Source organism: Enterobacter cloacae complex sp. SHL020, assembly GCF_049236945.1.
GTDB lineage: Bacteria > Pseudomonadota > Gammaproteobacteria > Enterobacterales > Enterobacteriaceae > Enterobacter > Enterobacter dykesii.
The window spans coordinates 430,633-451,794 of sequence record NZ_JBMKJF010000002.1 but is presented as its reverse complement, the minus strand read 5'-3'; the positions used below and the strand labels follow the sequence as shown (position 1 = coordinate 451,794).

Here is a 21,162-nt window from a genome sequence, read left to right as displayed (position 1 = left end):
TTACTTTTAATACCTCATAAGTTAACACCACTGAGTGACTACTTAATGAAAAAAGGCTGCCCTGGCTGCAGCCTTTTTCGTATCACGGTGCTCAGGCGATAAGAATACTAAAGGTTCGCGACTGCCCCGGCCTGAATGCCCCGACAATGCCCTTTTCTTCACTTCGATCCATTATCCGTTCGTTCATGTCCGTTTCGCGCCACCGTTTCACCGTCGGATTCATAGATAACGTTGTGTCACATGCGCTGGACGCCGAAGGGTTGAACAGGCGGAGAATGAGTTCATCACGATCTTCAGCCTTTTTGAGCGTACTGAGCACGCATCCCGTTGGCGAAAGCGCTAACAGGCTGTAGCTTTCCGGCGTGGTAAACGACGCGCGATTCAGTTTCATCGCATCCCAGGGGATCTTGTTATAACACTGCACCGGCGTTAACCACGATTGAGCCTGCTGCGCGACACCCGCGTTTTCCGGCGAGCCGCTGAAGCTGAAGAGGCTAAAGCGACATCTTAGCGGACCACGCACCTGAGAGTCCGGGACCGGCATTTTGATACCGGATGGTCTGCCGGGGCGCAGGAGCAGATCTTCTTTGCCGAGTACCCCCACGCCGCGCAGCAAGGTCAGAGCAAATGCTTTTTGTTCATCACCCACCACTTCAAACTCGCGCAGCCCCTCGGTGAATAACGCAAGCCCGTGTCGTTTTTCCCGCAGGACGGCGTAGTTGAGCAAATTCCAGACGGGAACCGGCGCCTCTTTCCACCCCTCCTCCCGCCAGTTTTCCATCGCCGCGTCCTGCACCGGGCGAGAGATCGTGCCAAACTGGGTATCCGCTAACACTTCCTCTGTCATAAACGGCGTTGGGATCAGCACGCGAACGCGGTGGTCGTCGGCCTGATTATCCAGGCACACCGCCACGTCAATGCGTCTGCTGTTATGGCTTAGCGTAATCTCAAATTCAGCGTCGAGATAGCCGTTTCGCTGGCGCGCCGCGCGTTCGGCCAGGTTCGCCGGAACGGCGATTCGATGGCGGATAACCGCCCTGCTCTGCCAGCCTTCATGCGTGACCTCAACCTCATGCTCGCCCTGAGCGGAAGTGAGTCTCCACTCTTCCCGCGAAGGCGAGTAGTCATACTCATCGCCATCATCCGAGCTCTCTTCGATTTCCAGCACACGGTCATAAACAAGCCCGGTTTCTTTGTCGCGCAGGCGCAACGTGCCGTCGTCATTTAAGTCTATCTGCCAGAAGGCGTTTTCAAGTAAGGATTCGGTATTTTTTACCGAAGAGAGCACCTGCCCGGCCACGTTTGCTTCGATAAACAGCGTACGGTAGCCCATCGCCGGCAGTATCTGGTTGAGCTGAATATCAAACTCCATAAACGGGTCGTAATTGCCGTAGTGAACAATCTGCCGGTCAATAAGGCCAGGGTCGAGTTCGCGCGCGCTGCGGATGAAATAGGGGATCTCGTTGCCTTTTTCATCCCGCAGTCTGAACTGGCTGGCCCGCAGTCGAATCGTGGTGTTCATCACCTCTTCACGCGGCCAGGGCATCAGGTTGAACATCACCAGCTTATCGGCGTCGCTTTGCGGCATGTTGTCAACAATCTTGCGCATATAGAAACGCACCAGGTTGTCAGCCATGTCCTCCGCCAGTTCAAAGCGGGAGACAATCTCGCGGTGCACCTTATCGCTGCAGCAGCAGCCGATGCTGTCATGAGCGTGGTTTTTGAGGATCTCTTTCCACATTTTCTCCAGCAGGCCGTGGTGATAGTCGAATCCCAGCGTCCAGGCAAGCGCCGCCAGCGGCTCGAGGATATTGACAATTTTGTTCTCAATACGCGCGTGGGCGATTTTGATATCCATGCGCGTGGAGCCGATGGTCCGGTGAACGCGCATGTATTTCCCGTCGATAAACTCCCCTTTTAGCGTTGCCAGCTCATCGCGGTGCGCGTCGATATAATCAAACACCTCTTCGAACCGACTCATCACGAATTCACGTTGGGGATAGATGTCACGAAGCTTATCCATCACCGCAAAAATATTCTGCTGCAGCGGCATCTGGTCGTGGCCGTTGGGCAGCAAAATCTCTTTGGTGACGGAGGCCTTTTCCAGAACGTCGAAGTAGCTGTCGAGCCGTTTTCGCAGCCCTGTTTCGTCCTCCGGTAAGTACTTACCAATCGCGTAGCCCAGCGGCAGCACCTGCGCCGTCACTTCACTGCCGTCCTGGCTCTGCCAGAGAAACTCGGTTTTGTCGGTCCCGTGTCGTTCAGAACAGCCGCGCCAGAACATGGTGCGGGTAATGCCAAATCCGTTATAGATGTGCGGAAGCTGGCCGGACATACCAAACGAATCCGGCAGATAGCCGATCTTCATCGGCTCTCCAAAGGCCATGCAGTCGCGCATGCCGTACATCAGGTTGCGGACAATCGACTCGCCGCTGACAATCGTGGTATCGGTCTGGGTATACCAGGGGCCGATAATCAGCTTTCCGCGCTCGACAAGCGCTTTCACCCGCGAGCGGTTTTCGGGTACGACGGCAAAATAATCCTCCAGCACCGCCGTCTGTCCATCGAGGACGTAATATTTATATTCATCGTCCTGCTCCAGACGGGTCAGGATCTCTTCCATATTATTGACCAGAAGAATACGCGACTCTTCAGTGGTGAAGTACCACTCACGGTCCCAGTGCATATGCGGCGTGATATGAACGCGAGATACAGCTTTCATCTTCGTTTCCTGTTTGTGCGTTGTTACGGTAAGGCGTCTTCAGTGACGTAGTTGCCCTTTTTCACCGCCTGGCGTCGCCAGAGCAGCAGAATAAAGGTGGAGATAGCGGTACCCACCAGCGCCGCGCCAAACCAGCCCGCCGCCGCAACCACACCGCTCAATCCGGCATCGTGAAGCAAAAAGAGAGAGAAAATACCGGCCCCCGGCGTAGACAACCCGATCCCCATCGCGCCGACAATCGCGCCTGTTACCATGGAGCCGAGCACAAATGAACCAATGACGCGAAGCGGATCTTCAATCGCCATCGGAATCGCCCCTTCGGTGATGCCCGCGAGGCCGAGCAGCCAGGTGGATTTACCGGTTTCAATTTCAAATGGTTTAAACAGTTTCGGTGCCAACAACGTTGACGCCGTGACGGTGAAGGCCGACACCATTTTGACGGAAGCAAAGATGGCATAGGGACCGTATACCCCGTTAGCCATCGCTCCCAGACAGAACGCGTAAGAGGCTTTGTTGACCGGGCCACCTAAATCGAATGAGCACATAAACCCGAGAATCGCCCCCAGGAGCAGCGCATTCGCGCCGGACAGTCCATTAAGCCAGGCGGTGAGCGTAGTATTAAGCCAGGCTACCGGCTCACCGATCACAAACAGCATCAGGCTGCCCGCACCCAGCACGCCAATTACCGGATAGAGATAAAAGGTTAAAAAGCCGTTGAAGCGGCTACTCAGGCGAATGTGGTTTTTCACCCAGCGCATCAGGTAACCCGCGATCAGCCCGCCGATGATAGCTCCCAGAAAACCGGAGCCGATCATGTTGGCAGCCAGACCGGCCGCAAAGCCCGGCGTCAGCGCGGGTTTATCCGCCAGCGAGTAAGCGGTATAGGCCGCCAGAACAGGGACCATCAAAATGCCGAGCATGCCGCCGCCAAGCTTGCGGTACATCCACAGCCATGAGTTTTCCTGGTCGAACAGGTGCTGCAGGCCCAGAATTTGCGCCAGCAGTACCGACACGGCCAGCACCGTTCCGCCGGCGACGATCAGCGGCACCGCAAACGAGATACCGCTGAGAAGCGCCTGCTTGAGCTCAGTTTTAACGCTCTTTTTCATTCCCGTATCGCCATGCGCATGATGCGTATCGGTAGAAGGGTGTAGCGCCAGCGCGCGCTCGATGAGCGCTTCAGCACGGCGCAGGGGTTCCGCGACGGGTACGGAGATGGCGGGGATCCCCTGAAAACGTTCGCTCTCTTTGATCGCCACTTCCGCCGCAAAGATGCACGCTTTGGCCTCCTGCAACTGCTGCGCGGTGATGCGCCCCTCAATGCCGTTCGCCCCCTGCTTTTCGACCACCACGTTGACGCCCAGTTTACGTCCCGCTTTTTCCAGGTACTCTGCTGCCATATAGGTATGGGCAATCCCGGCCGGACAGGCGGTGACGCAGATGACGGTTGGTGCATTCACCAGTGTGGCAACCTCGTCTTCCTGCGAGACACCGTTCAACGCATCAAGCAGATCCTCCGCCGTCGCTGCAGCCATAACACGCTCCCGGAGGGCATCATCGGCAAGGCGAGACGTCAGCGCCGTCAGCACCTGGATATGTGTGGAACCCGCTTCAGCAGGCGGGATAGCCAGTAGGACGATCATCTCAACCTTTTCAGGGCCGTCCACCCCCTCCCACTCCAGCGGTTCGCTCAGCGTAGCAACCGCAAAAGCCGCTTCGTTCACCGCGCTCGATTTACCATGCGGGACAGCCAGTCCTTCCCCCAGTGCGGTTGGCCCCAGTGATTCACGACGGTAGACCTCCGTCAGAAATGCATCGCCATCGGTAATTTTGCCCAGCGCAACCAGTCTCATCGTAAGCTGGTGAATGGCCTCATCACGGCTGGCATAGTGCGCCTGCACGCAGACAGCGCTGGGGTGGGTCAGAGTCGTCAGGTTCATAAGATCCTCACACGTAAGTTGTTATTGTCTGGCGGCAATTGTGGCAGGCAACACAATACATTTATGTGATCACTTTCACTAACAACGTAAATTTGTATTTAAATTGTATTATTTACAAATTTTACGCTGAAGGCATAATTCCGTGAAAAGGTATTAGAAAGGCAGATTCTATGGGTAACAAACCGATGTACCGTCAGATAGCCGATGCGCTTCGCGAGAAAATCAATGCGGGTGAGTTAAAACCCGGCGATGCGTTACCGACGGAATCCAGCCTTCAGGAGGCGTTCAACGTTAGCCGTGTAACGGTGAGACAGGCGCTGAAGCTGCTTACGGAAGAGCAGATCGTCGAGAGCATTCAGGGCAGCGGCACCTACGTAAAAGAAGAACGCGTTAACTACGACATTTACCAGCTCACCGGCTTTTACGAAAAGCTGGCGGACCGAAACGTCGATACGCACAGCGACGTCAGCGTCTTCGAAGTGGTAAAAGCCGATGAGAGGCTCGCAGCAAGGCTGGCGATCAACCCAGACGATAAAGTCTGGCACGTCAAACGAGTCCGCTTTATCAAACAAAAACCGGTGAATCTGGAAGAAACGTGGATGCCGCTGGCGATGTTCCCCGACCTCACCTGGGAAGTGATGGAGAATTCGAAATACCACTACGTTGAGCAGATCAAAAAGCTGGTTATCGATCGCAGCGAGCAGGAGCTGGTGCCGATCATGCCTTCAGAAGAGGCGATTGTCGCGCTGTCGCTCGATCCCGCAAAGCCGATCCTGGAAAAAGTCTCCCGCGGGTTTCTGAAGGACGGACGGGTATTTGAATACAGCCGTAACGTGTTCAATACCGACGATTACAAGTTCACGCTTGTCGCTAAACGCAGGCAATAAAAAAGGCCGCTTTACAGCGGCCAACCATGTCGAAACGGACATTTTTATACTTCAACGCCCCCCTTTCGGGGAGCAGAGAGGACTTACTTAATGATGGATTTCAGTGCTTCGCCGATATCCGCCAGGCTGCGAACGGTTTTCACGCCTGCGGCTTCCAGAGCTGCGAATTTCTCATCAGCCGTACCCTTACCACCGGCGATGATCGCGCCTGCGTGACCCATACGCTTGCCTTTCGGCGCGGTCACACCCGCGATGTAGCCGACAACTGGCTTGGTCACATGCTCTTTGATATAAGCAGCCGCTTCTTCTTCCGCGCTACCACCGATCTCACCGATCATCACGATCGCTTCGGTCTGTGGATCTTCCTGGAACAGCTTCAGGATGTCGATGAAGTTAGAGCCTGGGATTGGGTCACCGCCGATGCCCACACAGGTGGACTGGCCGAAACCGTAATCGGTGGTCTGCTTCACTGCTTCATAGGTCAGGGTACCGGAACGGGACACGATGCCCACTTTACCTGGCTTGTGAATGTGGCCCGGCATGATGCCGATTTTGCATTCGCCCGGAGTGATAACGCCTGGGCAGTTCGGGCCGATCATACGCACGCCAGCTTCATCCAGCTTCACCTTCACGGTCAGCATATCCAGCGTCGGGATGCCTTCGGTGATGGTGATGATCAGTTTGATGCCTGCGTCGATCGCTTCCAGAATGGAGTCTTTACAGAACGGTGCCGGAACGTAGATCACGGTCGCGGTGGCGCCCGTCGCTTCTACCGCTTCACGCACGGTGTTGAACACCGGCAGGCCCAGATGCGTGGTGCCGCCTTTACCTGGCGTTACGCCGCCAACCATCTGCGTGCCGTAGGCAATCGCCTGTTCGGAGTGGAAAGTCCCCTGGCTACCGGTGAAGCCCTGGCAGATAACCTTGGTATCTTTATTAATTAAAACTGACATTATTTCCCCTCCACTGCGGCAACAACCTGCTGAGCTGCATCCGTCAGACTTTTCGCTGCAATAATATTCAGGCCGCTGTCAGCCAGTTTTTTCGCGCCGAGTTCAGCGTTGTTACCTTCCAGACGCACAACCACCGGTACGTTAACACCCACTTCTTCTACCGCACCGATGATGCCGTCGGCAATCAGGTCGCAACGCACGATGCCGCCGAAGATGTTAACCAGAACCGCCTTCACGTTATCGTCAGAGAGGATGATTTTGAACGCTTCGGTTACGCGCTCTTTGGTTGCGCCACCGCCTACGTCGAGGAAGTTTGCTGGCTCACCGCCGTGCAGCTTAACGATGTCCATGGTGCCCATTGCCAGGCCCGCACCGTTAACCATGCAGCCGATGTTGCCGTCCAGCGCTACGTAGTTCAGCTCCCACTGTGCAGCCTGTGCTTCACGGGGATCTTCCTGAGACTGGTCGCGCATTTCGCGCAGATCGGACTGGCGGAACAGCGCGTTGCCGTCAGCGCCCAGCTTGCCGTCGAGGCAGATGAGGTCGCCCTGGGTGGTGATCACCAGCGGGTTGATCTCGATCAGCGCCAGATCGCGCTCCAGGAAGATGTTCGCCAGACCCATGAAGATCTTGGTGAACTGCTGAACCAGCTTGCCTTCCAGACCCAGTTTGAACGCCAGCTCGCGACCCTGGTAAGGCATTGGGCCTGCCAGCGGATCGATTGCCACTTTGTGGATCAGGTGCGGGGTTTCTTCCGCCACTTTTTCGATTTCCACGCCGCCTTCGGTAGACGCCATGAACACCACGCGACGGGAGCTACGGTCAACCACCGCGCCCAGGTACAGTTCTTTCGCGATGTCGGTCGCCGCTTCAACCAGGATCTGGTTAACCGGCTGGCCGTTCGCATCTGTCTGGTAGGTTACCAGACGCTTGCCGAGCCAATGTTCAGCAAACGCACGAATCTCTTCTTTGCTCTTAACAACCTTCACACCGCCCGCTTTACCACGGCCACCAGCGTGAACCTGACACTTAACTACCCAAGGGCCGGAACCGATTTTAGATGCGGCTTCTTCTGCTTCACGCGGGGTAGTACAGGCATAACCCACCGGAGCCGGTAAGCCATACCGGGCAAACAGCTGTTTGGCCTGATATTCATGTAAGTTCATGTGTTCTATCCATCCTTCAGGTAATCGTTAGGTCGTGCTTTTATTGGCCCGGCAGCCATACGCCGCCGGGCAAGACTGCAAAACTAGACGTCCAGCAGCAGACGGGTTGGATCTTCCAGCAGCTCTTTAATCGCGACCAGGAAGCCCACGGACTCGCGGCCGTCGATCAGGCGGTGATCGTAAGAGAGCGCCAGGTACATCATTGGCAGGATCTCAACTTTACCGTCTACCGCCATAGGGCGATCTTTGATGGCATGCATACCCAGGATCGCGCTCTGCGGCGGGTTAATGATCGGGGTAGACATCAGCGAGCCGAATACGCCGCCGTTGGTAATGGTGAAGTTACCGCCGGTCAGGTCGTCTACGGTCAGCTTGCCGTCGCGGCCTTTTACAGCCAGCTCTTTAATATTTTTCTCGATGTCAGCCATACCCAGGGTATCCACATCACGCAGAACCGGGGTGACCAGGCCGCGTGGAGTAGAAACCGCCATGCTGACGTCGAAATAGTTGTGGTAAACCACGTCATCGCCATCGATAGACGCGTTCACTTCCGGGTAGCGTTTCAGCGCTTCAACTACCGCCTTCACGTAGAAGGACATAAAGCCCAGACGGATACCGTGACGTTTTTCAAACGCGTCACCGTACTGCTTGCGCAGGTCCATGATTGGCTTCATGTTCACTTCGTTGAAGGTGGTCAGCATCGCGGTGGAGTTTTTCGCTTCCAGCAGACGCTCGGCCACGCGCTTGCGCAGGCGGGTCATCGGCACGCGTTTTTCGCTGCGGGCACCCAGAGCAGGCTGTGCTGCTGGTGCTGCCGCAGGGGCTTTAGCTTCTGCCTGAGCTGGCGCTTTCGCCAGGTGTTTGTCGATGTCTTCGCGGGTCAGACGACCGCCCACACCGGTGCCTTTGATGGCAGCCGGGTCGAGGCTGTGTTCAGCCAGCAGGCGACGGATCGCCGGGCTGAGAGCGTCGTTAGACTGTTCTTCCAGAGAAGCCTGCTGGCGCTGAGCCGGCGTAGAGGCTTTCTCTTCAGATTTCGCGCTGGACTCTTTGCCCGCGCTGTTGCCTTCACGCAGGCGACCCAGGATCTGACGAGAGGTGACGGTGGTACCTTCATCTTCCAGCACCGCGTCCAGAACGCCATCCGCCGAAGCCGGTACTTCCAGTACCACTTTGTCAGTTTCGATTTCTACCAGCACTTCATCGCGCTTAACGGCATCGCCTGGTTTTTTGTGCCAGGTAGCGACGGTCGCATCTGCTACTGATTCAGGCAGGTCGGGAACAAGAATATCTACGCTACTCATTTTGTATCCTTTAATTAATCGACGTTCAGCGCGTCATTGACCAGATCTTGTTGCTGCTTCTGGTGAACGGACATATACCCTACCGCCGGAGAGGCGGAGGCCGGGCGACCTGCATAACGCAGGGCTGACCCAAATGGAATCACTTCACGGAAATGATGCTGGCTGCAGTACCATGCGCCCTGGTTGAGCGGCTCTTCCTGGCACCAGACAAAATCATGTACGTGAGCATATTGTTTCAGCACTTCCTGCATCGCCTGATGCGGGAACGGATAAAGCTGTTCGATACGCACGATGGCGACATCTTTCTGATCGTTCTTGCGGCGCTGTTCCAGCAGGTCGTAATAAACCTTACCAGAACACATCACCACGCGCTTCACGCCCTGCGGATCCAGCTCGTCAATCTCACCGATGGCTGGCAGGAAGGTGCCATTCGCCAGTTCGTCCAGGCTGGACACGGCCAGCGGGTGACGCAGCAGGGATTTCGGCGACATCACCACCAGCGGACGGCGCATACCGCGCAGCGCCTGGCGACGCAGCATGTGGTAGACCTGAGCCGGGGTGGACGGCACGCAGACCTGCATGTTCTGCTCGGCGCAGAGCTGCAGATAACGTTCCAGACGCGCGGAGGAGTGCTCCGGACCCTGACCTTCATAACCGTGCGGCAGCAGCATTACCAGGCCACACATACGGCCCCACTTCTGCTCGCCGGAGGAGATGAACTGGTCGATCACCACCTGCGCACCGTTGGCGAAGTCACCGAACTGCGCTTCCCAGATGGTCAGGGTACGTGGTTCAGCGGTGGCGTAACCGTATTCGAAGGCCAGAACCGCTTCTTCAGACAGCACGGAGTCCCAGACCTTGAACTGGCCCTGACCGTTGTGCACGTGCTGCAGCGGGGTGTAGGTTGAACCGTTGGACTGGTTGTGAACAACCGCGTGACGGTGGAAGAAGGTCCCACGGCCCGCATCTTCACCGGACAGGCGAACAGGAATGCCTTCGTCAACCAGCGTTGCGTAAGCCAGCGTTTCCGCGCCGCCCCAGTCGAACAGCTTCTCGCCTGCCGCCATGGACTGACGGTCAGCGTAGATTTTCGCCACGCGAGACTGCATCTCGATAGCGTCCGGTACGGTGCTGATGCGTTTAGCCAGCTCCTGCAGGCGCTTCATCTCAACCTTGTTCGGGTAGCTCTCATCCCACTCGTGGTTGAGGTACGGCGACCAGGTAAAGGAGTGCATGTTCATCGGGCGCAGCTCTTTGACCACGCATTCACCCGCATCCAGCGCGTCGCGGTAGAGGTTGACCATTTCGGTCGCATCTTCCAGCGTCGTCACTTTGTCGCTCTCCAGCTTGTCAGCATAGATTTTGCGCGGGGTCGGGTGTTTTTTGATTTTCTGATACATCAACGGCTGGGTTGCACTTGGCTCGTCCGCTTCGTTGTGGCCGTGACGGCGGTAGCAGAAGAGGTCAATGAACACATCGCGTTTAAAGGTATTACGGAAATCCAGCGCCAGACGGGTAACGAAAGCAACGGCTTCCGGGTCATCCGCGTTAACGTGGAAGATTGGCGCCTGCACCATCTTACCGATGTCGGTGCAGTACGGGGTAGAACGCGCGTCCAGCGGGTTAGAGGTGGTGAAGCCCACCTGGTTGTTGATCACGATGCGAACGGTACCGCCCACTTCATAACCACGCGCTTTCGACATGTTCAGGGTTTCCTGAACCACGCCCTGCCCTGTTACCGCCGCATCACCGTGGATGGTAATTGGCAGTACTTTATTGCTGCTCGGCTCGTCCAGACGATCCAGACGCGCACGCACGGAACCGATAACCACCGGGCTAACGATTTCCAGGTGTGACGGGTTAAACGCCAGCGCCAGGTGAACCAGACCGCCTTCGGTTTCGATATCCGACGAGAAGCCCATGTGGTACTTCACGTCGCCGGTGCCGAGGTGTTCTTTATGTTTGCCCGCGAACTCGTCGAACAGGTCCTGAGGTTTTTTACCCAGCACGTTGACCAGCACGTTCAGACGACCACGGTGCGCCATGCCCAGTACCACTTCACGGGTGCCGCTCTTGCCTGCGTGACGAATCAGCTCTTTTAGCATCGGCACCAGCGCGTCGCCGCCTTCCAGCGAGAAGCGTTTTGCGCCCGGGAATTTCGCGCCCAGATAGCGCTCAAGCCCTTCAGCTGCGGTCAGTTCGTTCAGGAAGCGTTTTTTCTCGTCAGCCGAGAAGGTCGCGTGGCCCGCTACGGATTCGATGCGCTGCTGGATCCAGCGTTTCTCTTCGGTAGAGGTAATGTGCATGTATTCCGCGCCGATGGAGCCGCAGTAGGTTTGCTTGAGCGCGTCAATCAGATCGCCCAGCTTCATCGTGTCTTTGCCGATGGCAAAGGAACCTACGTTAAAGCTTTCCTGGAAATCGGCCTCGGTCAGATCGTGATATGCCGGATCGAGATCGGCCACACGGTCTTGCTGCCACAGTCCCAGCGGATCGAGATTCGCATGCTGGTGACCGCGGAAGCGATAAGCGTTGATGAGCTGCAGGACTTTTACCTGCTTCGCATTGGTGTCAGGGTCGGAAATCGCAGAAGAGTAACGTGAGGCATCCTTCGCCAGACGACGGAAATAATCACGTGTTTTGGAATGGAATTGATCCGGTTTGACCCCTGTGCCAGGCAACTGCTGGAACATGGAACGCCAGTTAGCGTCCACTGAGTCAGGATCGGTTAAGAAGTCTTCATAGAGCTGTTCAATCCAGCTCTGGTTCGCACCAGAAAGGAAAGAAGAGTCCAGCCAGGCTTTCATTGCGCCGTTCTGCATCGTGATCCCTTAAGCATTTTTATGCTTACTTTCGCCGTAGAAACTACCACGCACACCACGTGTACGTGCCGGGGTTCACCTGCGAGCTCTTTTCATTTGGCCCGCGAAGGAACCTTTAGAAACTGTCTAAACTTCAGGGCAGTTTTTAAAGGTTTCTGCAATCTGTTCCCTCTCCCTTTGGGAGAGGGTTAGGGTGAGGGGAACAGCGCTCCCCTCTCACTACTTACGCACTGCGCTGCAGCAGCATCGACTTAATATGGCCGATGGCGCGCGTCGGGTTCAGCCCCTTCGGACACACACTGACGCAGTTCATGATGCTATGGCAGCGGAATACGCTGAAAGCGTCACTCAGCCCTTCCAGACGGCTGTCGGTTTCGGTGTCGCGGCTATCGATCAGGAAGCGATAGGCAGCCAGCAGACCGGCCGGGCCGATAAACTTGTCCGGGTTCCACCAGAACGACGGGCAGGACGTTGAACAGCATGCGCAGAGAATACACTCGTACAACCCATCGAGTTTTTCACGCTGCTCAGGAGACTGTAAGTGCTCGCGAGCGGGTGGATTTTGCCCATTATTCAATAAGTAAGGCTTAATCTTCTCATATTGTGCATAGAATTGCCCCATGTCTACCACCAAATCACGCACGACCGGCAGGCCTGGCAGAGGACGGATAACAATTTTCTGACCAGGACGCTGCAACGCTGAAATTGGCGTGATGCAGGCCAGGCCATTTTTGCCGTTCATGTTCACACCGTCAGAGCCACAAACCCCTTCACGGCAGGAGCGGCGGAACGACAGCGTAGGATCTTTTTCTTTCAGCTGGATTAACGCATCCAGCAGCATCATGTCGCGACCTTCTTCCGCTTCCAGGGTGTAGTCCTGCATACGCGGAGCGTCATCAACATCCGGGTTATAACGATAAACTGAGAATTCGAGTTTCATTATCCTGTCTCCGCATTAGTAAGTACGAATCTTCGGCGGGAACGCCGGACGCAGTTTCGGTTCCATGTTGACGCTACGACGCGTCATGGATTCCGACTCTGGCAGATACAGGGAATGGCACAGCCAGTTTTCGTCATCACGATCCGGGAAGTCGAAGCGGCTATGCGCGCCACGGCTTTCGGTACGGAAGTTTGCCGACATCGCCGTTGCGAACGCGGTTTCCATCAGGTTATCCAGCTCCAGGCACTCAACGCGCTGGGTGTTGAATTCGCTGGAGGTGTCGTCCAGACGGGCATTTTTCAGACGCTCGCGTATCGCTTTCAGCTGCTCAAGACCTTTGGCCATCGCGTCGCCTTCGCGGAATACCGAGAAGTTGTGCTGCATACATTCCTGCAGCGCTTTACGGATTTCCACCGGATCTTCGCCGTTGCGGTTACCGTTCCAGCGGTTGAGGCGCTCAAGAGAGGCATCAATTTCGTCGTCGGTCGCGTCACGCAGCGCGCCCTGCTCGGCAATGGACTCCTGCAGATGCAGACCTACAGCACGACCAAACACCACCAGATCCAGCAGGGAGTTACCGCCCAGGCGGTTTGCACCGTGTACGGATACGCAGGCAATTTCGCCTACCGCGAACAGGCCAGGAATGACCACGTCTTCGCCCTGCTCGTTTACGGTCAGCGCCTGACCGGTCACTTTGGTCGGAATACCGCCCATCATGTAGTGGCAGGTTGGGATAACCGGAATCGGCTCTTTCACCGGGTCGACGTGTGCGAAGGTGCGGGACAGTTCCAGGATGCCCGGCAGACGGGACTCCAGAACTTCTTTACCCAGATGGTCGAGCTTCAGCTTGGCGTGTGGACCCCATGGGCCGTCACAGCCGCGGCCTTCACGGATTTCGATCATGATGGAACGCGCCACCACGTCACGACCCGCCAGGTCTTTCGCATTCGGGGCATAACGCTCCATGAAGCGTTCGCCGTGTTTGTTCAGCAGATAGCCACCTTCACCGCGGCAGCCTTCTGTTACCAGAACGCCCGCACCGGCGATACCGGTTGGGTGGAACTGCCACATCTCCATATCCTGCACCGGCACGCCCGCGCGGATAGCCATACCGACGCCGTCACCGGTGTTGATGTGGGCGTTGGTGGTGGACTGATAGATACGGCCTGCGCCGCCGGTAGCCAGCACGGTAGCGCGGGCTTTGAAGTAAACCACTTCACCGGTTTCGATACACAGCGCGGTACAGCCGACGATGGCGCCATCGGCGTTTTTCACCAGATCCAGCGCGTACCACTCGGAGAAGATGGTGGTGTGGTTTTTCAGGTTCTGCTGATAAAGGGTGTGCAGCAGTGCGTGACCGGTACGGTCAGCCGCCGCCGCGGTGCGTGCCGCCTGCTCGCCGCCGAAGTTTTTCGACTGGCCGCCAAACGGACGCTGATAGATGGTGCCATTTTCCAGACGGGAGAACGGCAGACCCATGTGGTCCAGCTCCAGAATCGCTTCCGGGCCGGTTTTACACATATATTCGATGGCATCCTGGTCGCCGATGTAGTCGGAACCTTTTACCGTGTCGTACATGTGCCATTCCCAGTTATCTTCATGGGAGTTACCCAGCGCAACGGTGATACCGCCCTGCGCAGACACAGTGTGGGAACGGGTCGGGAAAACTTTAGAGAGCAGCGCACAGGTCTGGCCGCTCTGGGAAATTTGCAGTGCGGCACGCATACCTGCGCCACCGGCACCAATTACAACAGCATCAAATTCTCTGACTGGCAGTTTCATTACACACCCCACACCACAACGAATCCATAAATAACGTAAACCACCAGTGCAACAACAATGGCCAGCTGCAGTGGGAGGCGAATCGCCAGCGGTTTAACGTAATCGGTCAACACCTGCCACATGCCAATCCAGGCATGAATAAGTATGGAGAACAGAGCCAGCAGGGTGAACACTTTGGTGAAGGCGGATCCGAAGAACCCACTCCAGATTTCCCACGTCAGCGTGCCGCTGGTCGCGAAGAAACCGATCATATAGATGATGTAAAGAGTGAGAACGATGGCGGTAGCACGAACCAGGATGAAGTCATGTACGCCGTTGCGTCCTAATGCGGAGGCGTTGCTTACCATACGAGAACTCCTGCGAGAAGTGAAAGCACGACAGTAATCACAAATGAAATGTTAGCGGAGCGTTTCCCGGCTTCGAAAGTCTCTTCCAGGTAGCCAAAGTCCATCAGCATATGGCGAACACCGACGACGACGTGGTACGCCAGTGCGGTGAGAATGCCCCACATGATGAATTTCACGAAGAAGCTGTTCATGATGGCAGAGGCCTGGAGGAATCCTTCAGGGGAAGAGAGGCTGGTGCCCAGTAACCACAGTAAAATACCGACCGCCACAAACGTAATCACACCTGAAACACGGTGCAGAATGGACGCTATTGCTGTTACAGGGAACCGGATCGTTTTGAGATCCAGATTGACAGGTCTTTGTTTTTTCACATTTCTTATCATGAATAACGCCCACATGCTGTTCTTATTGTTTCCTTCCTCCGGACTGCGATGCGGGTCAAGCAGCGTTCCTTTTCTATAACTGCGCGTCATGCAAAACACTGCTTCCAGATGCTTAAACGACACGTTACAACGCTGGGTGGCTCGGGATTGCAGGGTGTTCCGGAGACCTGGCGGCAGTATAGGCCGTTCACAAAATCATTACAATTAACCTACATACAGTTTGTCGGGTTTTCTCTGGAACAGTGATCAGGGTCACGATAACAACATCTTTTTAATTTTTAATCATCTGATTTGACAAATGTTAAACAATATTGTTACAAACGTCATCAGAAAAGGCATATAATGCGCAAAAGTTATGAGGTCTCTCTTTCACCTGACAAATAGTTATGTAACAGTGTGATGGTATTGACCGAAGTTATCAGGACAGTTATTAGTGATATACAGGTTTGAATAATTCGGACTGCAAAAACGCTGATTTGCTGTTGTTTCACTGATATTTCATTCGTTTACCTGCAAGGCGCCATAGCTCTGTACCCTGGTTTGTCCTCGTGAGCTGAGCGGTAAGCCAAATAACAATCTGGTAACGGTGATTAACAGCTGAAAGCAAATCCGGTAAAGCGCAGTCTTAAGCATAAGGCGCTAAGGAGACCGTAAATGGCTGATACAAAGGCAACGCTCACCCTAAATGGTGACACTGCTATTGAACTGGATGTGCTAAAAGGCACGCTCGGTCAGGATGTTATTGATATCCGTACGCTGGGCTCTAAAGGTGTATTCACCTTTGACCCTGGATTTACCTCTACCGCATCTTGCGAATCCAAAATCACCTACATTGACGGTGACGAAGGTATCCTGCTCCATCGCGGCTTCCCCATCGATCAGTTAGCCACCGAATCCAACTATCTGGAAGTGTGCTACATCCTGCTGAACGGCGAAAAACCGACGCAGGCACAGTACGATGAATTCAAAACCACCGTGACCCGTCACACCATGATCCATGAGCAGATTACCCGTCTGTTCCATGCGTTCCGCCGTGACTCTCACCCGATGGCGGTGATGTGCGGTATCACCGGTGCGCTGGCGGCGTTCTACCACGACTCCCTTGACGTGAATAACCCGCGTCACCGCGATATCGCGGCGTTCCGCCTGCTGTCCAAAATGCCTACCATGGCGGCGATGTGCTACAAATACTCCATCGGCCAGCCGTTTGTGTATCCGCGCAACGACCTCTCCTACGCAGGTAACTTCCTGCGCATGATGTTCTCCACGCCGTGCGAAGAGTACGAAGTGAACCCGGTGCTGGAACGCGCGATGGACCGTATTCTGATCCTGCACGCTGACCACGAACAGAACGCCTCTACCTCTACCGTCCGTACCGCGGGCTCTTCAGGCGCGAACCCGTTCGCCTGTATCGCTGCGGGCATCGCCTCCCTGTGGGGACCGGCGCACGGCGGCGCGAACGAAGCGGCACTGAAGATGCTGGAAGAGATCAGCACCGTTGAGCACATTCCTGAGTTCGTGCGTCGCGCGAAAGACAAGAATGACTCCTTCCGCCTGATGGGCTTCGGTCACCGTGTTTACAAAAACTACGACCCGCGCGCCACCGTCATGCGCGAGACCTGCCACGAAGTGCTGAAAGAGCTGGGTACCAAAGATGATCTGCTGGAAGTGGCGATGGAGCTGGAACACATCGCGCTGAACGACCCGTACTTCATCGAGAAGAAACTCTACCCGAACGTCGATTTCTACTCTGGCATTATTCTGAAAGCGATGGGCATTCCGTCTTCCATGTTCACCGTGATCTTCGCCATGGCGCGTACCGTGGGCTGGATTGCGCACTGGAACGAAATGCACAGCGAAGGCATGAAAATCGCCCGTCCTCGTCAGCTGTATACCGGCTACGAGCAGCGTGATTTTAAGTCTGACCTGAAGCGTTAAAAGACGTTGGGTGCGGCCTGATGCCCTCACCCCGGCCCTCTCCCACAGGGAGAGGGTGAAAACCTTAAAAACGGCAACGAAAGTTGCCGTTTTACTTTTATTTCTGGCAGTGCGGGCACCAGTAAAAGGGTCTCGAAGAGAGCATAATCCTGTCAATAATCCCGCCGCACCGCTCGCACTTTTTCCCCGCCCGATGAAACACCTTGAACCGGAACAGCGCCCCGTGATGCGTGTTCTCATCCACCACGCCTCGCGTTTTGTACGAGAGCCTCGGAATATCCAGCAGCGCGTGGGATAACGCCTCCAGCTGTTCATCGCTCAGCTGAGACGCTTTATGCTGCGGCGCCAGCCCGACTTCCCAGAGGATTTCCACCCGCAGGTAGTTGCCAAGCCCGGCCAGAAAGGCCTGGTCAAGGAACAGGCTGGAAAACTGCCGATTGCGGAATTTGGGGGATAGCAGCCGGGCCTTCACGTCGCTTGCCGTCAGGCGCATGTCCAGCACGTCTGGCCCAACCCGCTGCAAAAACGGGTGCGTCAGCAGCTGCTCCGGCGTTAACATTTCGATATCCGACGCGCTATAGAGCAGGATCGCTTTATCCGCCGTTTGCAGCCTGACGCGGAGCACGCGGGTAGTTTGCGGCTGCTCGCCCGCCTCCACCACTCGCCAGACGCCGTAAAGCTGATTATGGCTATATAACGTCAGGTTATGGGAAAAGTGCGTAAGCAGGGCCTTGCCGCGCGTTTCAATATGGGTCACAGTCTGGCCCACCAGCTGTGATTCAAACGGTTTCAGTTGAGGAAAAGCAAACCAGACATCCGTCAGGGGTTTGCCCTTTATCGCCGCCTCCAGGCTATCCGCCGCGCGGCGGATTTCCGGACCTTCAGGCATCTTTGTGTCCTTATCGTCATTATTCGGCGCTGACGAGGATACCCTCTTCAGAGAACGCTGCCCGCAAGCGGCGCGCGAACTGGAGCGCATGCTCGCCATCGCCGTGTAAACATACCGTATCGGCCTGCACGTTTGCCGGTGTTCCGTCCACGGCGATCACCCGCCCGGCGCGCACCATCTCCAGCGTCTGCGCCAGCGCTTTAGCTTCGTCGGTAATCAGCGCCCCGGCCTGCGTCCGCGGCACCAGGCTTCCGTCCGGCTGGTATCCCCGATCGGCAAACACTTCCTGACGGGTGGTCAGGCCCAGCCGTTCTCCGGCACGAATCAGCTGGCTGCCCGCAAGGCCTACCAGAATCAGCTGCGGATTACAGTCCCGCACCGCGCGGGCAATGGCGTCCGCCAGATCCGCATCTTTCGCCGCCTGGTTGTAGAGCATGCCGTGCGGCTTCACGTGGCGCATCACGCCGTTCTGGGCGCGCACCATCGCCCCCAGCGCGCCGATCTGGTAGAGCACCTGAGCGTAGACCGTCTCAGGGGGCAGATCCATCGCCGTACGGCCAAAGTTTTCCCGATCGGGAAAGCTGGGGTGAGCCCCAATCGCGACGCCGTTTTTAATGGCATTACGCACGCTCTCCAGCATGGTTTGGGCATCGCCCGCGTGAAAGCCGCAGGCGATATTGACCGAGGTGACCAGGGTCATCAGTTCCGCATCAGCGCAGCTTCCCTCGCCCAGATCGGCGTTCAAATCAATCTTTGCCATCAAGCCTCCACGCCAGCTGTTCGAGATAACGCTGCTGATCCTGCCGGGCCTTCAGCGCCTCCTCCAGCGAACACTGCACGAAGTGAATCGGCTGGCCGAGAGGTATTTGCGCCAGATGGTAGCGATCCGCTTCAATGATGCAGGCAATGCGCGGATAGCCGCCGGTCGTTTGCGCATCGTTCATTAACACGATGGGCTGACCGTTCCCCGGCACCTGAATAACCCCCGGCAATAAACCGTGGGAGAGCAGTTCCCGGTCCGTCGTGCGGGTCAGCGGCTGACCCTGCAGGCGGTAGCCCATGCGGTTACTCTGCGGGCTGATCTTCCACGGCGCGCGCCAGAAGGACTCTTTAGACGCCTCGTCAAACTCATGATATTCGGGCCCCGGTAAGGCGCGGATCTGGTTTCCCCACAGCAGCTGTTTTACGCCCTGTGTGGTCGAGAAATGGCGCGCGGAGGGTTTGATTGCCAGCCGATCGCCGTCGCGCAACAAACGTCCTTCGTGACCGCCGATCCCGGCCTTCTGATCGGTACTGGACGAGCCCAGCACCTCCGGCACGTCGATGCCCCCCGCCACCGCGAGATAGCTACGCACGCCGTGCAGCGGACGTTTGAGCGTCAGGCGCTGCCCGGCTTTCGCTCTTAGCCGCCAGCCGGTCCACACCGCTTTGCCATCCAGCGTCGCATCACACCCTGCGCCGGTTAACGCGAACCAGGTCTCCTGACCAAACTCAATCACACACTGACCCAGCGTAATTTCTAGCGCCGCCGTGCTGCCTGGGTTGCCCACAAGCAGGTTGGCAATCTCCAGCGAAGGACGGTCAAGCGCACCGCAGTAGCTCACGCCCGACTGGCGCAGACCAAAGCGGCCGGCATCCTGTACGGAGGTGTAAAGCCCGGCGCGAATAAGCGTTAACATACCCCCTCCTTCTGCGGGATAAAGCGAAGGGTATCGCCGGGACGCAGGAGTATTGGCGTCTCCAGCCCGGGTTCAAATAACGGTGTCGCGGTATGCCCAATAAGCTGCCAGCCGCCAGGCGATGTCAGCGGATAAACGCCGGTCTGCTCGCCGCCGATAGCCACCGTCCCCGCCGGCACGCTCAGGCGCGGCTCGGCACGGCGTGGCGTATGCAGCCGGGGAGATAACCCGCCCAGATACGGGAATCCGGGCTGAAACCCCAGGAACCAGACCACGTAGTCAACCGAGCTGTGCAGCTCAACTACCTGCTTTTCAGTTAATCCGCAGTGGTCTGCCACCACGCCCAGATCCGGCCCACCCGTACCGCCATAAACGACCGGGATCTCAATGGCGCGCGATTCCGGCTCCAGCGCCTCACTCTCTTCCCACCAGCGCTGCAAACGTTCGATGGCATCGAGGGCCAGCGTGTGCGGGCTACGCAGCACCACGGTGATGTTATTCATCCCCGGAATGGCTTCAACCACCTCCGGTAGTTCGGCCAGACGCTGGGTCAGCCGCCAGATACGCTTTTGCGTGGCAAGCGTCACCGGTGGTTCAAGCTCCAGAACCACGGCGGTCTCACCCAGAAGATAACAACGCGCTCGCTGCACTTAACTACCTCTCGTCAGGCCGGGTTAGGGATATCAATAAAGGTCACATCCAGATCGGTATTTTCCGTCAGCCACTCGCTGAGGGCGCGAATGCCGCCGCGCTCGGTGGCGTGATGGCCAGCCGCGTAAAAATGCAGCCCCTGTTCACGCGCCGAATGAATGGTCTGCTCGGAAACCTCGCCGGTGATAAAAGCATCGACGCCGAAGCGCGCGGCGCTGTCGATAAAGCCCTGTCCGCCACCGGTACACCATGCGACACGCTTCACCGTATCCGGACCGGTATCACCGCTCCACAGCGGGCGACGGGCCAGGCGCGCTTCAATCCACGATGCCAGCTCCAGCCCCGGAACCGGCATCGCCAGCTCGCCCCAAGGCACCAGCGGTTCAATTTCACCCATCACGGTAATCCCCAGAAGCTGTGCGAGCTGGACGTTGTTTCCGAGCTCCGGGTGTGCATCCAGCGGCAGATGGTAGCCGTACAGGTTGATGTCATTAGCCAGCAGCGTTTTCAGACGATTGCGCTTCATCCCGCGAATAATCGGCGATTCGTTTTTCCAGAAGTAACCGTGATGAACAATCACCGCGTCGGCGTTCTGACGGACGGCCTCGTCCAGCAGAGCCTGGCTTGCCGTCACGCCGGTGATAATTTTTTGCACCGTCTCACGGCCTTCAACCTGGAGCCCGTTCGGGCCGTAATCGCTGAAAGAGGTACTGTTCAGTTTTTCGTTAATCAGGCTTTCCAGTTCGCTGTTTTTCATCA

Annotated in this window: 17 protein-coding genes; 2 read left to right on the top strand and 15 right to left on the bottom strand. The window is 56.6% G+C overall.

The annotated features are described in order from the left end of the window. Positions 1 to 91 precede the first annotated feature (91 nt). Together mngB and mngA are read right to left on the bottom strand one after the other, a co-directional pair. Entirely contained in the window at positions 92 to 2,722 is a 2,631-nt protein-coding gene (gene mngB, locus ACOTZB_RS07225; protein WP_421626791.1) for a mannosylglycerate hydrolase, read from the bottom strand. Between the two features lie 23 nt (positions 2,723 to 2,745). Beyond that, positions 2,746 to 4,662, bottom strand: a complete 1,917-nt coding sequence (gene mngA, locus ACOTZB_RS07220) for a PTS 2-O-a-mannosyl-D-glycerate transporter subunit IIABC (RefSeq protein WP_421626790.1) — start codon at positions 4,660 to 4,662, stop codon at positions 2,746 to 2,748. A 170-nt stretch (positions 4,663 to 4,832) separates the two neighbouring features. Here mngA and ACOTZB_RS07215 point away from each other — a divergent pair, with 170 nt between their 5' ends. Next, entirely contained in the window at positions 4,833 to 5,549 is a 717-nt protein-coding gene (locus ACOTZB_RS07215; RefSeq protein WP_421626789.1) for a GntR family transcriptional regulator, read from the top strand. A gap of 83 nt (positions 5,550 to 5,632) precedes the next feature. On the opposite strand, the gene sucD is transcribed toward ACOTZB_RS07215, so the two are convergent. From sucD to sdhC, 8 genes are all read right to left on the bottom strand, one after another. Continuing rightward, a complete protein-coding gene (gene sucD / locus ACOTZB_RS07210; RefSeq protein WP_008501094.1) occupies positions 5,633 to 6,502 on the bottom strand; it encodes a succinate--CoA ligase subunit alpha in 870 nt (289 codons plus the stop codon). Further along, complete coding sequence (gene sucC, locus ACOTZB_RS07205) at positions 6,502 to 7,668, bottom strand: ADP-forming succinate--CoA ligase subunit beta (RefSeq protein ID WP_023310791.1); 1,167 nt, start codon at positions 7,666 to 7,668, stop codon at positions 6,502 to 6,504. The genes sucD and sucC overlap by 1 nt, the downstream gene beginning before the upstream one ends. A gap of 83 nt (positions 7,669 to 7,751) precedes the next feature. Next, positions 7,752 to 8,972 (bottom strand): 2-oxoglutarate dehydrogenase complex dihydrolipoyllysine-residue succinyltransferase, encoded by a 1,221-nt coding sequence (gene odhB, locus ACOTZB_RS07200; protein ID WP_008501093.1) that lies wholly within the window; start codon positions 8,970 to 8,972, stop codon positions 7,752 to 7,754. 14 nt (positions 8,973 to 8,986) lie between these two features. Beyond that, complete coding sequence (gene sucA / locus ACOTZB_RS07195) at positions 8,987 to 11,794, bottom strand: 2-oxoglutarate dehydrogenase E1 component (protein WP_421626788.1); 2,808 nt, start codon at positions 11,792 to 11,794, stop codon at positions 8,987 to 8,989. Positions 11,795 to 12,017: 223 nt separating this feature from the next. Beyond that, the gene (gene sdhB, locus ACOTZB_RS07190; protein WP_008501090.1) at positions 12,018 to 12,734 is read right to left on the bottom strand and encodes a succinate dehydrogenase iron-sulfur subunit SdhB; all 717 of its coding nucleotides are present in this window, start codon (positions 12,732 to 12,734) and stop codon (positions 12,018 to 12,020) included. A gap of 15 nt (positions 12,735 to 12,749) precedes the next feature. Then, the gene (sdhA, locus tag ACOTZB_RS07185) at positions 12,750 to 14,516 is read right to left on the bottom strand and encodes a succinate dehydrogenase flavoprotein subunit (RefSeq protein ID WP_023310789.1); all 1,767 of its coding nucleotides are present in this window, start codon (positions 14,514 to 14,516) and stop codon (positions 12,750 to 12,752) included. After that, positions 14,516 to 14,863 carry a succinate dehydrogenase membrane anchor subunit gene (sdhD, locus tag ACOTZB_RS07180; RefSeq protein WP_008501088.1) on the bottom strand — a complete coding sequence of 116 codons (348 nt, stop codon included), beginning with the start codon at positions 14,861 to 14,863 and terminating at the stop codon, positions 14,516 to 14,518. The genes sdhA and sdhD overlap by 1 nt, the downstream gene beginning before the upstream one ends. Beyond that, positions 14,857 to 15,261, bottom strand: a complete 405-nt coding sequence (gene sdhC, locus ACOTZB_RS07175) for a succinate dehydrogenase cytochrome b556 subunit (RefSeq protein ID WP_020684965.1) — start codon at positions 15,259 to 15,261, stop codon at positions 14,857 to 14,859. Before sdhC ends, sdhD begins: the two co-directional genes overlap by 7 nt. A 639-nt stretch (positions 15,262 to 15,900) precedes the next feature. Between sdhC and ACOTZB_RS07170 the strand changes: the two genes are divergently transcribed. Further along, on the top strand, positions 15,901 to 17,184 hold the full coding sequence (locus ACOTZB_RS07170; RefSeq protein WP_023310788.1) for a citrate synthase: 1,284 nt from the start codon (positions 15,901 to 15,903) through the stop codon (positions 17,182 to 17,184). A gap of 97 nt (positions 17,185 to 17,281) precedes the next feature. Here ACOTZB_RS07170 and nei read toward each other — a convergent pair whose 3' ends face one another. From nei to ACOTZB_RS07145, 5 genes are read right to left on the bottom strand one after another with little or no spacing between them, the layout of a single operon-like run. Beyond that, on the bottom strand, positions 17,282 to 18,073 hold the full coding sequence (gene nei / locus ACOTZB_RS07165) for an endonuclease VIII (RefSeq protein ID WP_421626787.1): 792 nt from the start codon (positions 18,071 to 18,073) through the stop codon (positions 17,282 to 17,284). Positions 18,074 to 18,092: 19 nt separating this feature from the next. After that, positions 18,093 to 18,833, bottom strand: coding sequence for a 5-oxoprolinase subunit PxpA (gene pxpA, locus ACOTZB_RS07160; RefSeq protein ID WP_421626786.1), 741 nt, complete (start codon positions 18,831 to 18,833; stop codon positions 18,093 to 18,095). After that, positions 18,820 to 19,752, bottom strand: a complete 933-nt coding sequence (gene pxpC / locus ACOTZB_RS07155; RefSeq protein ID WP_048981061.1) for a 5-oxoprolinase subunit PxpC — start codon at positions 19,750 to 19,752, stop codon at positions 18,820 to 18,822. Before pxpC ends, pxpA begins: the two co-directional genes overlap by 14 nt. Continuing rightward, positions 19,746 to 20,402, bottom strand: coding sequence for a 5-oxoprolinase subunit PxpB (gene pxpB / locus ACOTZB_RS07150; protein ID WP_045887708.1), 657 nt, complete (start codon positions 20,400 to 20,402; stop codon positions 19,746 to 19,748). Before pxpB ends, pxpC begins: the two co-directional genes overlap by 7 nt. Before the next feature lie 14 nt (positions 20,403 to 20,416). After that, positions 20,417 to 21,160 carry a type 2 GTP cyclohydrolase I gene (locus ACOTZB_RS07145; protein ID WP_421626939.1) on the bottom strand — a complete coding sequence of 248 codons (744 nt, stop codon included), beginning with the start codon at positions 21,158 to 21,160 and terminating at the stop codon, positions 20,417 to 20,419. Between the last annotated feature and the right edge of the window lie 2 nt (positions 21,161 to 21,162).

Excerpts from the sequence above, each read along its gene's own strand:
- sucA (WP_421626788.1), bottom strand. The coding sequence starts at position 11,794 with ATGCAGAACGGCGCAATGAAAGCCTGGCTGGACTCTTCTTTCCTTTCT.
- pxpC (WP_048981061.1), bottom strand. The coding sequence starts at position 19,752 with ATGTTAACGCTTATTCGCGCCGGGCTTTACACCTCCGTACAGGATGCC.
- mngB (WP_421626791.1), bottom strand. The coding sequence starts at position 2,722 with ATGAAAGCTGTATCTCGCGTTCATATCACGCCGCATATGCACTGGGAC.
- sdhB (WP_008501090.1), bottom strand. The coding sequence starts at position 12,734 with ATGAAACTCGAATTCTCAGTTTATCGTTATAACCCGGATGTTGATGAC.
- sdhC (WP_020684965.1), bottom strand. The coding sequence starts at position 15,261 with ATGTGGGCGTTATTCATGATAAGAAATGTGAAAAAACAAAGACCTGTC.
- ACOTZB_RS07170 (WP_023310788.1), top strand. The coding sequence starts at position 15,901 with ATGGCTGATACAAAGGCAACGCTCACCCTAAATGGTGACACTGCTATT.
- sucC (WP_023310791.1), bottom strand. The coding sequence starts at position 7,668 with ATGAACTTACATGAATATCAGGCCAAACAGCTGTTTGCCCGGTATGGC.
- sdhA (WP_023310789.1), bottom strand. The coding sequence starts at position 14,516 with ATGAAACTGCCAGTCAGAGAATTTGATGCTGTTGTAATTGGTGCCGGT.
- mngA (WP_421626790.1), bottom strand. The coding sequence starts at position 4,662 with ATGAACCTGACGACTCTGACCCACCCCAGCGCTGTCTGCGTGCAGGCG.
- sucD (WP_008501094.1), bottom strand. The coding sequence starts at position 6,502 with ATGTCAGTTTTAATTAATAAAGATACCAAGGTTATCTGCCAGGGCTTC.
- pxpA (WP_421626786.1), bottom strand. The coding sequence starts at position 18,833 with ATGGCAAAGATTGATTTGAACGCCGATCTGGGCGAGGGAAGCTGCGCT.
- sdhD (WP_008501088.1), bottom strand. The coding sequence starts at position 14,863 with ATGGTAAGCAACGCCTCCGCATTAGGACGCAACGGCGTACATGACTTC.
- nei (WP_421626787.1), bottom strand. The coding sequence starts at position 18,073 with ATGCCTGAAGGTCCGGAAATCCGCCGCGCGGCGGATAGCCTGGAGGCG.
- ACOTZB_RS07215 (WP_421626789.1), top strand. The coding sequence starts at position 4,833 with ATGGGTAACAAACCGATGTACCGTCAGATAGCCGATGCGCTTCGCGAG.
- ACOTZB_RS07145 (WP_421626939.1), bottom strand. The coding sequence starts at position 21,160 with ATGAAAAACAGCGAACTGGAAAGCCTGATTAACGAAAAACTGAACAGT.
- odhB (WP_008501093.1), bottom strand. The coding sequence starts at position 8,972 with ATGAGTAGCGTAGATATTCTTGTTCCCGACCTGCCTGAATCAGTAGCA.